Origin of the sequence: Kitasatospora sp. NPDC127035, assembly GCF_042726075.1 — a bacterium.
Lineage (GTDB): Bacteria > Actinomycetota > Actinomycetes > Streptomycetales > Streptomycetaceae > Kitasatospora.
Map to the genome: position 1 here is coordinate 23,807 of NZ_JBHXDN010000049.1, position 13,052 is coordinate 36,858.

17 protein-coding genes are annotated in these 13,052 nt (G+C 74.6%); 4 read left to right on the forward strand and 13 right to left on the reverse strand.

Annotated elements, in window-relative coordinates:
- Positions 1–21: 21 nt before the first annotated feature.
- From ACFWIC_RS28260 to hisI, 13 genes are all read right to left on the reverse strand, one after another.
- Positions 22–861 carry a thioredoxin domain-containing protein gene (locus ACFWIC_RS28260; protein WP_329882087.1) on the reverse strand — a complete coding sequence of 280 codons (840 nt, stop codon included), beginning with the start codon at positions 859–861 and terminating at the stop codon, positions 22–24.
- Positions 862–925: 64 nt separating this feature from the next.
- Positions 926–1,417: a MauE/DoxX family redox-associated membrane protein gene (locus ACFWIC_RS28265; protein WP_329882088.1), complete on the reverse strand. Its 492-nt coding sequence runs from the start codon at positions 1,415–1,417 to the stop codon at positions 926–928.
- A gap of 94 nt (positions 1,418–1,511) precedes the next feature.
- The gene (locus tag ACFWIC_RS28270; RefSeq protein ID WP_329882089.1) at positions 1,512–1,781 is read right to left on the reverse strand and encodes a hypothetical protein; all 270 of its coding nucleotides are present in this window, start codon (positions 1,779–1,781) and stop codon (positions 1,512–1,514) included.
- A 197-nt stretch (positions 1,782–1,978) separates the two neighbouring features.
- A complete protein-coding gene (gene trpA / locus ACFWIC_RS28275) occupies positions 1,979–2,788 on the reverse strand; it encodes a tryptophan synthase subunit alpha (RefSeq protein ID WP_329882090.1) in 810 nt (269 codons plus the stop codon).
- A gap of 2 nt (positions 2,789–2,790) precedes the next feature.
- Complete coding sequence (gene trpB, locus ACFWIC_RS28280) at positions 2,791–4,050, reverse strand: tryptophan synthase subunit beta (protein WP_329882091.1); 1,260 nt, start codon at positions 4,048–4,050, stop codon at positions 2,791–2,793.
- 61 nt (positions 4,051–4,111) lie between these two features.
- Complete coding sequence (gene trpM, locus ACFWIC_RS28285; RefSeq protein WP_167352964.1) at positions 4,112–4,261, reverse strand: tryptophan biosynthesis modulator TrpM; 150 nt, start codon at positions 4,259–4,261, stop codon at positions 4,112–4,114.
- Between the two features lie 10 nt (positions 4,262–4,271).
- A complete protein-coding gene (gene trpC, locus ACFWIC_RS28290) occupies positions 4,272–5,078 on the reverse strand; it encodes an indole-3-glycerol phosphate synthase TrpC (RefSeq protein ID WP_329882092.1) in 807 nt (268 codons plus the stop codon).
- A 232-nt stretch (positions 5,079–5,310) separates the two neighbouring features.
- Positions 5,311–5,760 carry a DUF2752 domain-containing protein gene (locus tag ACFWIC_RS28295; protein WP_329882093.1) on the reverse strand — a complete coding sequence of 150 codons (450 nt, stop codon included), beginning with the start codon at positions 5,758–5,760 and terminating at the stop codon, positions 5,311–5,313.
- 85 nt (positions 5,761–5,845) lie between these two features.
- The gene (locus ACFWIC_RS28300; RefSeq protein ID WP_329882094.1) at positions 5,846–6,088 is read right to left on the reverse strand and encodes an HGxxPAAW family protein; all 243 of its coding nucleotides are present in this window, start codon (positions 6,086–6,088) and stop codon (positions 5,846–5,848) included.
- 145 nt (positions 6,089–6,233) lie between these two features.
- A complete protein-coding gene (locus ACFWIC_RS28305) occupies positions 6,234–6,860 on the reverse strand; it encodes a TIGR02234 family membrane protein (protein WP_380359399.1) in 627 nt (208 codons plus the stop codon).
- Between the two features lie 32 nt (positions 6,861–6,892).
- Positions 6,893–7,456, reverse strand: coding sequence for a Uma2 family endonuclease (locus tag ACFWIC_RS28310; RefSeq protein ID WP_355401540.1), 564 nt, complete (start codon positions 7,454–7,456; stop codon positions 6,893–6,895).
- Between the two features lie 19 nt (positions 7,457–7,475).
- Positions 7,476–8,996: an anthranilate synthase component I gene (locus ACFWIC_RS28315; RefSeq protein WP_380520316.1), complete on the reverse strand. Its 1,521-nt coding sequence runs from the start codon at positions 8,994–8,996 to the stop codon at positions 7,476–7,478.
- Positions 8,997–9,032: 36 nt separating this feature from the next.
- Complete coding sequence (gene hisI, locus ACFWIC_RS28320; RefSeq protein ID WP_329882099.1) at positions 9,033–9,404, reverse strand: phosphoribosyl-AMP cyclohydrolase; 372 nt, start codon at positions 9,402–9,404, stop codon at positions 9,033–9,035.
- Positions 9,405–9,627: 223 nt separating this feature from the next.
- Between hisI and ACFWIC_RS28325 the strand changes: the two genes are divergently transcribed.
- The 4 genes from ACFWIC_RS28325 to ACFWIC_RS28340 all read left to right on the forward strand — a co-directional run bounded on the left by ACFWIC_RS28325 (position 9,628) and on the right by ACFWIC_RS28340 (position 13,005).
- Positions 9,628–10,311 carry a hypothetical protein gene (locus ACFWIC_RS28325; protein ID WP_329952060.1) on the forward strand — a complete coding sequence of 228 codons (684 nt, stop codon included), beginning with the start codon at positions 9,628–9,630 and terminating at the stop codon, positions 10,309–10,311.
- 49 nt (positions 10,312–10,360) lie between these two features.
- Entirely contained in the window at positions 10,361–10,999 is a 639-nt protein-coding gene (locus tag ACFWIC_RS28330) for a TIGR03085 family metal-binding protein (protein WP_329952059.1), read from the forward strand.
- 153 nt (positions 11,000–11,152) lie between these two features.
- A complete protein-coding gene (locus ACFWIC_RS28335) occupies positions 11,153–11,938 on the forward strand; it encodes a VOC family protein (protein ID WP_380520317.1) in 786 nt (261 codons plus the stop codon).
- Between the two features lie 215 nt (positions 11,939–12,153).
- Positions 12,154–13,005, forward strand: a complete 852-nt coding sequence (locus ACFWIC_RS28340) for a Crp/Fnr family transcriptional regulator (protein ID WP_380520318.1) — start codon at positions 12,154–12,156, stop codon at positions 13,003–13,005.
- Positions 13,006–13,052: the final 47 nt, after the last annotated feature.

Sequence of the window (13,052 nt, forward strand, 5' to 3'; positions counted from 1 at the left end):
CGGTATCCGCACGGGTACGGGTCAGCCGGCGGTCGGGGTGGCGGCCGGGCCGGAGGGGGCGGCCGACGCGCTCGCGGTACCCGGCTGCTTGCCCTGGTTGGCCGCGTCCACCCACTTGGTGAGGTTGGCCGGGGTGATCTCCTCGTTGTTGTACTTGGGGTAGATCGGCTGCCCGTTGAGCAGCACCGTCGGCGTGGACTTGTAGCTGGACTTGTCGAAGTCCTGCTGCACCGCCGACACCCATCCGCTGTACTTGTTGTCGTTGACGCACGCCTCGAACTCCGGAGTGTTCAGCCCCGGCACCTGCTTGGCCAGCTCGATCAGGGTCGAGGTCTTGCCGAAGGCGTCGTCGGTCTCCTGCGGCTGGTTGCGGTAGAGGACGTCGTGGTAGGCGCGGAACTTCCCGGCGTCCTGGGCGCAGCCCAGCGCGTTGGCCCCGTACTTGGAGCCCTTGCCGCCCACCGCCCGGTCGATGAACGAGACGATGTGGTAGTTCCCGACGATCTTGCCCTCGTCCTGCAGCCGGTCGATGGTCTCGGCGAACTCCTTCTCGAAGATCGCGCAGGCCGGGCAGCGCGGGTCCTCGTAGACGGTGAGCGTGGCCGGGGCGTCGGCCGCGCCGACCGGGATGACCAGGTTCTTGTCACCGATGGTGCCGGCGGGGGCGGCGGCGGGGGTCTCGGGCTTGGACCGTTCGTTCTGCACCACCACGCCGGTGACCACCGCGGCGGCGATCACGGCCAGTGCCACCCCGCCGATGATCAGCTTCTTCTTGCGCCGGCCGCGGGCCTCGTCCTCGGCCCGTTCCGCCAGCATCCGCTCGCGGGCGGTGCGCTTGCCTTCTCGGTTCTTCTCGCTCATCAGCCTTGGACATTCCAGGTTCGGGGGTGGGGATGCGGTGCGACGGGGCGGCCCGACGTGCTGTTCAGCTCGCCAGCCAGCCGTCCACCGAGAACTTGGTGCGGGGCCGCCAGATCAGCCACCCGGCCAGCAGCAGGAACCCGGTGTCGCGCAGGATCTCCTGCAGGTACTCGGTCTGCGAGGCGTCCACCGCCCCGCCGCCGCCGAAGCAGCCGCAGTCGATCGAGATGCCGCGCGCCCACGCGGAGGCGATCCCGCCGATGAAGGCGAGCAGCAGCACCGCGGAGACCACGGCGACCAGCCGCACGCCGAGGCCGATCACCAGGAGCAGCGCGAGCGCCAGCTCCAGGAAGGGCAGCGCGTGGCCGACCGGTTTGACCAGGCCCTCCGGCAGGATCTCGTACGCCCGCACCGCCTGCGCGGCCTCGGCCGGGTCGGCGATCTTGGCCAGCCCGGCCCAGCCCCACACCACGGCGAGGCCCAGTCGGGCGGCCGTGCCGATCCACTCCGTCACCGGCCCGGCCATCCGGACAACCCCCTCGGGAAACACCGTCACGTCCTGATGAACCGTAACCAGTGACGCCGGGTTCCTCCATATTCAGGAGTTAAGCCGAAAGAGTGATGTTTATGACGCCCTGTCCGATTGCGCCCTAGCGCGTGTTCGGATCGCAGCCCGGTGGCCGGCCGAGGTCGTAGCGGCCCGCGTCGAGGTCCCGTCGCCCCTCCCGGACCGAGCGGCCGGCCCGTACCACCGCGTCCACCCGGGCCGCCTCCGCACAGACGTGGGCGTCCCGCTCGGCGCGCTCCACACCCCGTTTGGCCAGCGCCGGACCGACCACGCCCTGGGCGCCGAGGGCGGCCCCCAGCACCAGGGCGGCCGCGGCCGCCCGCAGCAGCACGGCTCGCTGGAGACCTGGCACCGGCCGACCCCTTCCGCTCGCTCCGCACCACCGGGGCACGTCGTTCGTGCACTCGTCCCTCCACTCAACGCCGGTCAACCCCCGTTGATGCGTGCACCCGCCGCTGTTCACCCGTTCGGGTCGTCCCCGCCGGGACCGGGAACGCCGACGGCCCGCCGCCCCCGGAATGCGGGGCGGCGGGCCGTCGGTCCTGCGGGTCAGCGCCGGCGGACGCCCTCCGCCAGCTCGCCGGCGAGGGCGCGCACGGCGGCCAGGCCGGCCCGCTCGTCCCCGTCCGCGTCCAGGATCCGCTGCACGAACGCCGATCCGACGATCACACCGTCCGCGAACCCGGCCACCTGCGCGGCCTGCTCACGGGTCGACACCCCGAGGCCGACGCAGACCGGCAGCTCGGTGGTGGCCCTGGTCCGGGCGACCAGGTCCTCGGCCAGGTCGCCGACCTGGGCCCGGCTGCCGGTCACGCCCATCACCGCGGCCGCGTACACGAAGCCGCTGCCGGCCGCCGTGACCTCGGCCAGCCGCTTGTCCCTGCTGCTCGGCGCGACCACGAACACGGTGTCCAGACCGTGCTCGTCCGCCGCCTTGCGCCACTCCTCGGACTCCTCCACCGGAAGGTCCGGCAGGATGCAGCCCACCCCGCCGGCCGCGGCCAGGTCGGCGGCGAACCGCGCGGTCCCGTACCGCTCCACCGGGTTCCAGTAGGTCATGACCAGCACCGCCGCCCCGGGGTGCGCGGCCGCGACCTCCTGCACCGTCCGCAGCACGTCCTTGATCCGGACGCCGCCGCGCAGCGCGATGTCGTCGGCCGTCTGGATGGTCGGACCGTCCAGGACCGGGTCGGAGTGCGGCAGGCCGATCTCGACGACGTCGCAGCCGCCCTCGATCAGCGCGTTGACCGCGCGCACCCCGCCGTCCACGCTCGGGAAGCCGGCCGGCAGGTAGCCGATCAGCGCCGCGCGGTTCTCCGCCTTGGCCGCGGCCAGGATGCCACTGAGCTTCGAAGCCATGATCACTTACCCCCGTGGGCGGAGCCGGCGCCCGGCTCGTCGTACAGGCCGAAGTACTCGGCCGCGGTGTGCATGTCCTTGTCGCCGCGCCCGGAGAGCGAGACCAGGATCGTGGCCTCGGGCCCGAGCTCGCGGCCCAGCTCCAGGGCGCCGGCCAACGCGTGCGCGCTCTCGATGGCCGGGATGATGCCCTCGGTGCGGGACAGCAGCCGCAGCGCCTGCATGGCGGCGTCGTCGGTGACCGGCCGGTACTCGGCCCGGCCGGTGTCCTTCAGCCAGGCGTGCTCCGGGCCGACGCCCGGGTAGTCGAGGCCGGCCGAGATCGAGTGCGACTCGATGGTCTGGCCGTCCTCGTCCTGGAGGACGTAGGTGCGGGAGCCGTGCAGCACGCCCGGGTCGCCCTTGGTGAGGGTGGCGGCGTGCTTCGGGGTCTCGGCGCCCTCGCCGGCCGCCTCGCAGCCGATCAGGCGCACGCCCGCGTCCGGGATGAACTCGTGGAAGATGCCCATCGCGTTGGAGCCGCCGCCGACGCAGGCGACGACGGCGTCGGGCAGCCGTCCGGTCCGGTCCAGGACCTGCTGCCGCGCCTCGATGCCGATCACCCGGTGGAAGTCCCGGACCATCATCGGGAAGGGGTGCGGCCCGGCGACGGTGCCGAACAGGTAGTGGGTGGAGTCGACGTTGGCGACCCAGTCGCGGAACGCCTCGTTGATGGCGTCCTTGAGGGTGCGGCTGCCGGAGGTGACGGACACCACCTCGGCACCGAGCATCCGCATCCGGGCGACGTTGAGCGCCTGGCGCTGGGTGTCCACCTCGCCCATGTAGATGGTGCAGTCGAAGCCGAACAGCGCGCAGGCGGTGGCGGTGGCCACGCCGTGCTGCCCGGCGCCGGTCTCGGCGATGATCCGGGTCTTGCCCATCCGGCGGGTGAGCAGCGCCTGACCCAGCACGTTGTTGATCTTGTGCGAGCCGGTGTGGTTGAGGTCCTCGCGCTTCAGCAGGACGCGCGCGCCCCCCGCCTCGGCGGAGAAGCGGTGGACGTCGGTCAGCGGGCTCGGCCGGCCGGTGTAGTCCTTGAGCAGCGCGTCGAGCTCGGCGGTGAAGGCCGGATCGGCCTTCGCCTTCTCGTACTCCTCGGCGACCTGCTCCACGGCGGCGACGAGGGCCTCCGGGATGAAGCGGCCGCCGTACGCGCCGAAGTAGCCGCGTGCGTCCGGCACCTCGGCGCCGGGCAGGTAGTCCTTGGCGGACTTGTCGGACATGGTGAAGTCCTTCGGGAACTCGGGAAGATGACGATGACGAGAGGGACGTCGGAACGGCTGGTCAGCCGTGCGTCCCGCGCCATCGCCGTCCCGGCACCTGCCCGGGCTCGCAGCCGATGACGTACCGCACCCGCCTGCCCAGCACCCGGCGTGCGGGCGCGCGGCAGCCGCGCGGGCGGCAGCCGGGGGCGAGACGGGTGGCGATCTTCATGGCGGCGGGATCAGTCCTTGTGGCGGATCGCGGGGTGGGCACCGGCCGCGACCAGGTCGGCCACGGCGGCGCGCGGGTCCTTGCCCGTCACCAGGGACTCGCCGACCAGCACCGCGTCGGCGCCCAGGTTGGCGTAGGAGATCACGTCCAGCGGGCCGCGCACGCCGGACTCGGCGATCTTGACGACGTTGTCCGGGATGGCGTGGACGACGTTGCCGAAGGTGTTCCGGTCCACTTCGAGGGTCTTCAGGTTGCGGGCGTTGACGCCGATGATCCGTGCGCCGGCGTCCACCGCGCGCGCGATCTCCTCCTCGTCGTGCACCTCGACCAGCGGGGTGAGGCCGATCGACTCGGCACGCTCGATCAGCGACACCAGGGCCGGCTGGTCGAGGGCCGCGACGATCAGCAGCGCGAGGTCGGCGCCGTGCGCGCGGGCCTCCCACAGCTGGTAGGCGGTGACGATGAAGTCCTTGCGGAGCAGCGGGGTGTCCACCGCGGCGCGGACGGCGTCCAGGTCGGCCAGCGACCCGCCGAAGCGGCGCTGCTCGGTCAGCACGCTGATCGCGGCGGCGCCGCCGGCCGCGTAGTCCGCGGCCAGGGCGGCCGGGTCCGCGATCGCGGCCAGGGCGCCCTTGGACGGGCTGGAGCGCTTGACCTCGCAGATCACCCGTACGCCGTCGCCCTTGAGCGCGGCCACGCCGTCCTTGGCGTCCGGGGCCTTGGCGGCGAGCTCCTTGAGCTCGTCCAGCGACACTCGGGCCTGCCGCTCGGCGAGGTCCTCACGGACCCCTTCGATGATCGAGTCGAGCACACTCACGCCAAGCGCCCCCATCATGTCTGCTAGTTCTGCTAGCGAGGAGCCGGACGGCCAGTGGGCCTCCGGCCCTTCGATGGTATCGGCAAGGGGGGGCGCCCAGCGCATCCGCCCAGCGCGCGTCTCGCGGAGCGGACGCCTCCGGGCCCCCTCCGAGCTGCGGTTTCACGGCTCCTCCACCCCCGCCCGCCGCACCCCGGACGGGCCGGACCGGCTCGGGACCGGCGCGGGGTCCTCAGACCAGCGGCGGGGCCAGCCCCGCGCCGATCGGCAGGTTGCGCACCACCGTGAAGACCAGCACCAGCAGCCCCACCAGCACCCAGCGCCGCGCCCCGAGCGCGAGCCGGGGCACCGGCACACCGCGCGCCGCCGACCAGATCCACCGCAGCCAGAGCACCGCCAGCACGGCGAAGAGCAGCACCGCCACCGCGTTGTCGTGCAGCGCACCGCTCAGGTCCCCGTGGGCCAGCGCGTGGACGCAGCGCAACCCGCCGCAGCCGGGACACCACCAGCCGGTGGCCGCGAGGAACGGACAGTCCGGGTAGTGCCCGGGGGCGTTCGGGTCGACCGCGGCGACGTACCCGGTGGGGACGGCCACCGCGACCAGGGCGGTCAGCGGCGGCACCAGCCGGCGCGGCCCGGACGACCGGGCGGTGGCGGCGGAAGCGGTGGGAGCGGCGTTCACGCCCACGATTGTGCCCGCCCGGGCCTCCCGCCAGAAACGAAACGGCGGGCGTGGCGCCCGCCGTTCGCGCAGTACCGGGAGTTCCTCAGGCAGCGACCAGCGCGGCCTGCTCCTCGGAGGTGTACACGTTGGTGCTGGGCTGCTGGCCCATGCCCGCCATCGCCATGGCCTTGCCCACCACGGCACCGAGCAGGACGACCGCCAGGCCGGCCCAGACCAGCAGCACCGACGGCAGGATCATGGCGACGCCCGCGATGCCGAAACCGATGAAGGAGATGGTCACGCCGGTCCAGGCGGCGAGGGTGTGACCGTGTGCTGCTGCTGCCATCTGATGGTGCTCCTAGGCTCTCGGGTCCCGGCCGGGCCTGCGGGCCCCTGGCGGGTTGACGGTTCCATTGTGCCGGGCCACACACGGGTGCCCCAAAGGGGGTGGAGGGTCTATCGCGTCACAGCGCGCGCCGTGCGCCGGCCGGTCAGCCGGCGGTCGGGTCCTCGCCCCGGTCCAGCGCCTTCCACAGGTCGGCCGGACTCTCCGCGGCCGCGGTCTTCCGCGACACCGGCGCCTTCCCGGTCGGGGCCTCGTAACGGCTGCCCATGGCCGGCCAGCCGCGCCCGAACCGGAGGGTGAGCAGCCCGGCCAGTGCCAGCAGCAGCCCGCCGGCCAGCGCCACCCACGGCCATCCGGTGTGCCCGACCCCGGTCGCGGCGGAGCCGGTCAGGGCGAGCTTGCGGGCCGCCTCGCCGTCCAGCGCCGCGGTGTCCCCGGCGCCCGCCACGGCGGCCGCCGCCGCGCCGAGCCCGGCCAGCAGGGTCAGGGCGCCCACCGCGAGCCGCCCGGCGCCGCGCACCGCGAACACCGCGACCGCAGCCGCCAGCGCCACCAGCGCCAGCCCGGCGGGCAGTTCGGAGATCCTCCCGCCGGTGACGGAGACCTCCAGGGTGCCGGCCAGGCCCTCGGCCCAGACGCGGCCGGCGGCGGTCAGCACCAGGACCGCGCCCAGCGCGGTCAGCAGCAGCATCAGGCCGAGCGTCCGCCGCCCGGCGCCGCCCTTCGCGGGGACGGGCTCGGTCTCGGTACGGGACTGGGTAGGAACGCTCACCCGTCCACTATCCCTGACACCACGCGCCGGACCTACGCCGGGTCGACCGGGAAGTCGTCGGTCGACAGCACCAGGGTCCGGTCCGCCGACGGCAGGAACACGTCGTTGCCGAAGGGCACCCGCTCCGCCTCCCGGTAGCCGCCGGTGCGCTGCGGGGCACTGTGCACCGTGCAGACCGCCTCGGCCTGGTCCACCACGACGTACAGCGGGATCCCGCACCCGCCGTAGGTGCGCACCTTCGTCACGTGGTCGTGGTCCCGGCCGGACGGCGGCACCACCTCGATCACCGCTTCGAGGTCGTGCCACGCGAACCGGCCGCGGCCGTTGCGCTCGGCGCCGGGGGCGACGACCGCCAGGTCGGGGGCGTAGCCGGAGCGGGCCGAGGGGAAGTCGACCATGGCGTCCGCGAGAACGGTGCCGCGGCCCGCGAGCTGCTGCTCCAGCTGCGCGGCCGCGCTGCGCACGACGGCCCGGTGGCTCTCCCCCCGGGGCGTCATGATGATCTTCCCGTCCGTGATCTCCACCCGGTACCCGCGCGGGAGGTTCACGCCCTCCAGCACGTCCCAGGCCGATCCGGCACCCTGGTCCTGCGACATCCCGGCTCCTTACGGCGGCTCACACCGCCGGCGTGCGCAGCGTATTCGCCGTGGCCACCGCGCGCAGGACGGCGGCGGCCTTGTTGCGGCATTCGGTGTCCTCGCCGTGCGGGTCGGAGTCGGCCACCACGCCGGCGCCGGCCTGGACGTACGCGGTGCCGTCGCGCAGGACCGCCGTCCGGATCGCGATCGCGGTGTCGGAGTCCCCGGCGAAGTCCAGGTAGCCGACGCAGCCGCCGTACAGGCCGCGGCGGGTGGGCTCCAGCTCCTCGATGATCCGCATCGCGCGCGGCTTGGGCGCCCCGGAGAGGGTGCCGGCCGGGAAGCAGGCGGTGAGCACGTCGAAGGCGGTCCGGCCCTCGGCGACCCGGCCGGTCACGGTGGAGACGATGTGCATGACGTGGCTGTACCGCTCGATGTGCATGAAGTCGACGACCTCGACGCTGCCCGGCTCGCAGACCCGCCCGAGGTCGTTGCGGCCGAGGTCGACCAGCATCAGGTGCTCGGCCCGCTCCTTGGGGTCGGCGAGCAGCTCGGCGGCCAAGTCGCTGTCCTCCTGCGGGGTGGCGCCGCGGTGCCGGGTGCCGGCGATCGGGTGCAGCATCGCCTCGCCGTCGGTGACCTTGACCAGCGCCTCCGGGCTGGAGCCGACCACGTCGAAGCCGCCCTCGGCGGCGCCGTCCGGCCCGGGGAACCGGAACAGGTACATGTACGGGCTGGGGTTGGTGGTGCGCAGGACGCGGTAGACGTCGAGCGCGGAGGCCGGGCAGGGCGCCTCGAACCGCTGCGAGGGCACCACCTGGAAGGCCTCGCCGGCCCGGATCCGCTCCTTGATCTCCTCGACCGCGGCCCGGTAGGGCTCCCCGCCGAACGGCGAGCGGACCTCGCCGGGGCCGGTCGGGGTGAAGGTGGCGAGGCCGGGGTCGACCGGCTTCAGCAGGTCGGTCTCCATGGCGTCCAGCCGGGCGACCGCGTCCGCGTACGCCTCGTCGACGCCGCTGGCCAGGTCGTTGTGGTTGACGGCGTTGGCGATCAGCAGCACCGTGCCGTCGGCGTGGTCGAGCACGGCGAGGTCGGTGGCGAGCAGCATGGTCAGCTCGGGGAGCTTCAGGTCGTCCGGGTTGAGGTCCGGGAGCTTCTCCAGCCGGCGGACCACGTCGTAGCCGAGGTAGCCGACCAGGCCGCCGGTGAGCGGCGGGAGGCCGTCGTCGGCGCTGCGCGGGGTGTGCAGGGTCTCCAGCGCGGCGCGCAGCACCTCCAGCGGGTCGCCGGTGGTGGGGATGCCGACCGGCGGGGCGCCGTGCCAGCGGGCGCCGCCGTCCGGGCCGACGGTCAGCGCGGCCTCGCTGCGGACGCCCACGAAGGAGTAGCGGGACCAGCTGCGGCCCTGCTCCGCGGACTCCAGCAGGAAGGTGCCGGGGCGCTCGGCGGCCAGGCTGCGGTAGAGACCGATCGGGGTGAGGCCGTCCGCGAGGAGCCTGCGGGTGACCGGGATGACCCGGGTGTCGACGGCGAGTTTGCGGAAGGCTTCGAGGTCCATGGCGGGCGGCACCTTACGGAAGTGGGGTGGGGGTGGTCAGCCGAGGGGGAGCACGTCGGCGTCGAAGCAGGTGCGGTCGCCGGTGTGGCAGGCCGCGCCGGTCTGGTCCACCTTGACCAGCAGGGTGTCGCCGTCGCAGTCCAGCGCGACCGACTTCACCTGCTGGACGTGGCCGGAGGTGTCGCCCTTCACCCAGTACTCGCGGCGGCTGCGGCTCCAGTAGGTGCAGCGGCCGGTGGTGAGGGTGCGGTGCAGCGCCTCGTCGTCCATCCAGCCGAGCATCAGCACCTCGCCGGTGTCGTACTGCTGCGCGACAGCCGGGAGCAGGCCGTCCTCGGTGCGCTTGAGGCGCGCGGCGATCTCGGGGGCGAGGGCGGTGGAGCCGGGGGCGGCGGGTGTGGTGGACATGGGGCCATTGTGTCAGTCCGGTCCGCTCGCGACGCCCGCCGTCCGGATCCCGGCCGCCGCCGCGGGCCCGGCCCGGACGGTCCGCCCGGAGGCCGGGGAACGCCCTGCCGACCGGGCCGGCCCGGGCCCGGTCCGCGGGACGCCGCCCGAGGTCCGGGCCCGGATCGGACGAGTTGTGCCAACCGGCTGCCGACCGGCACCGCTCTGGGCCATCCTCGTGCCCATGACCACCGAGCCGCCCGCCGCCGAGCCCCCGGGCACCGACCGTCCGAGTACCGACCGTTCGAGCCGCGACCGGCCGGGTGCCGGCGCGCCGGGGGCCGGCCGTCCCGGCACCGGGCCCGCCGCCGGGCCGTCGCGGGGGCTGCTGCTCGCCGTCGTGGCGGTGCTGGCCGTCCTGCTCGCGGTGGTGGCCACCGTGCTGCTCTGGCCGGAGGAGAAGCCGGCCGCCCAGCCGCCCCCGCCCTCCCCCGCCACGACCTCCCCGAGGCCCACGCCCACACCCACCCCGACCCCCACGCCGACCCCGACCCCGACGCCCACCAAGGTGGTCCCGTACACGTTCTTCACGGTCGGCACCTGTTTCGACCACCCGCAGCTCAGCAGGACCATCACCAAGCCGGAGGCACGGCCCTGCGAGGGCCGGCACGACGGCGAGGCGATCGCCGACCTGCTGCTCCCGGAGGGTCTGAGCGGCGACTACCAGATCGCCAACGCGATGCGGGACGGCTGCAAGGAGGCGCAGGCCGCCGCCGAGGCCCGCCAGGGCGGCGGCGGCCCGTACTACAGCTACCCCGTGGGTCCGACCAAGACCTTCTACCAGCAGGGCTGGCGGGACTACACCTGCACCCTGACGGCGAGCAACCGCCTCGACTCCACCAAGCTCACCGGCAACCTCCGCCCGTGAGTGCCCGGGTCCCTCACCCGGGGCACGTCATCTGACTAGGCTGGGCGGCATGTCGAACCACGCCCTCGCCGAGCGTCACCGCCTCGCCGAACTGCTGGCCGCCGCCGGGCCGGACGCGCCCACCCTCTGTGCCGGGTGGTCCACCCGGGACCTCGCCGCCCACCTGGTGCTCCGGGAGCGCCGGCCGGACGCGGCGGCGGGCATCCGGGGCGGCCCGCTGGCCGGCCGGACCCGACGGGTGCAGGACGCGTACGCCGACCGCCCGTACGAGGAGCTGATCCGGCTGTTCCGCTCCGGTCCTCCGGTGTTCTCGCTGTTCTCGCTGCCCGGAGCGGACGAGGCGGCCAACACCGTCGAGTACTTCGTGCACGCCGAGGACGTCGCGCGGGCCGGTGCCGACCCCGTGCGCCGGCCGGTGCCGCCCGGCCGGACGGAGGCGCTCTGGCGCCGGCTGCCGCTGATCGCCCGGCTGGAGGCCGGCCGCCGCTCCCCCGTACGGCTGGAGCTGCACCGTCCGGACGGCGCGGGCCCGACCGTCGGCCCGTCCGGTTCGTCGACCGTGCGGATCACCGGCGAGCCGGGCGAGCTGCTGCTCTTCGCCTTCGGCCGGGGTGCCCGCGCCGAGCTGGCCGTGGACGGCCCGCCGGACGCCGTCGAGGCCCTCCGCCACGTCCTGCCGCTCCCGTAGGACCTGCCGGCCGAACCGGTGTCGCCGCAGGCCGGGCCCGCCCCGGCTGCGGATGTCAGTGGCGGGGTGCAGACTCGCAGAGGGCCGGGGAGGGGCGCCTCCACGGCCGTCTGAGGGCTGCCCGGCCCCGTCCCGTCGAAGGAGCGCGACACCATGCTCACCACCGACTTCCCCACCGGTTCCCCCTGTTGGATCGACCTCGGCAGTCCGGACCCGGCCGCCGCCGCCGCGTTCTACGGCTCGGTGTTCGGCTGGACCTTCCGGTCGGCCGGCCCGGAGGCCGGCGGCTACGGCTTCCTCCAGTCGGACGGCCGGACGGTCGCGGCCATCGGCCCGCTCACCGAGGAGGGCGCGCAGTCCGCCTGGACGACGTACCTGCGCACGCCGGACGCGGACGCCGCCACCAAGGCCGTCGAGCAGGCCGGCGGCTCCGTCCGCGTCCCACCCTTCGACGTGATGGACGCCGGGCGGATGGCCCAGCTGACCGACCCGCAGGGCGCCCGGTTCGCGCTCTGGCAGCCCGGCGCGGTCACCGGCCTGGACGTCGTCTCCGAGGACGGCGCGCTGATCTGGGCCGAGCTGCACACCACCGACGTGGACGCCGGGTTCGCCTTCTACGAGCGGGTGTTCGGCTGGCGCCACGCCGACCTCCCCTCCCCCGGCGGTACGTACCGGGTGGTCTCCACCGCCGACGGCGACCAGCAGGACGCCACCTTCGGCGGCATCGCCCCGGTGATGGGCGAGGACCAGGCGACCGCCTGGACCCCGTACTTCGGTTCGTCGGACGTGCCGGCGGTGGTCGCCCGGGCCACCGCGGCCGGCGGCACGGTGCTGATGGGCCCGGAGCACGTCCCGGACGTCGGCGTGCTGGCCTGGCTGGCCGACCCGTTCGGTGCCCCGTTCGCGCTGATCAAGGGCGAGCCGCCGCAGGAGTCCTGACCGGTCCGGCCGGCCCGCCCGACCCCGCGGAGGCGGCCCCCTCGTTCGCCATGTCCGTTACAGGACAAGGAAGTTGGCGAACCAAGGGCGCCTCTGCGGGGGCCGCGCGCGGCCTTCCCGTACCCCGGCCGCTGCGCTAGCCTCACCAGGGCATCCCCACGGCCGATCCCCCGGCGGGATCGCCGCCCATCCACCGTGCAGCGGAGGACCACGGGTTGAGACCGGCGCAGCCGACAGCACCGAACCACCACCCGGACCACCACCACGCGAACCCCCACCGCCAGGACCCCCGGCAGCCGAACCCGGCCGCCCGGCCGGGCCCGCCGGCCGTGCGGCCACCGGCGGCACGCCCGCCGGCCCGGGGCTGGCCCGAGGGCACCCTCCTCGCCGAACTGCGCCGCGACGGGTCACCGGCCGCGCTCGCCGCCGAGCAGGACATCCTCCGGCTGGGCACCCGGCGCGTGCACGGCCACGACGAGACCCTCATCCTCGACCAGGACCACGGCCGCTTCGTCCTGCTCCTGCTGGACGGCTTCGCCAAGGCCACCGTCGAGGACACCGCCGGCACGCCCGTCCTGCTCGACGTCCGCGCGTACGGGGACATCGTCGGCGAGGCCGCCGCCCTCGACGACCGCCCCCGGTCCGCCACGGTGAGCGCCGCCGGTCCGGTCACCGTCCGCCGGATCTCCCAACCCGACTGGCTGCACTGGCTCGGCACCCACCCGGTCGCCGGCATCGCGCTGAGCCGCTGCCTGGTGAACCGCAGTCGCACCGCCACCCGCCGCCTGGTCGGCCTCGCCTCCGAGCAGGTCGTCAACCGGCTCGCCCACGACCTCGCCGACCTCGCCCGGCGGTACGGCAGCGCCGGCCCGCGCGGGATCACCATCCGCCCCCGGCTGACCCAGGTCGAGCTGGGCGCCCTGATCGGCGCCGGCGAGCGGCGGGTCCACCACGCCCTGCACGAGCTGGCCGACCGCGGCCTGCTCCGGCTCGGCCGCCGCAGCACCGTCGTCCTGTCGCTGCCCGGGCTGCTCGCCGTCGCCGCCGAGGGCGAACCGGGCCGCTGACCCGCAGAGGATCGCCGCCCGGCCGAGATCCGGTCACGGAACCCTTG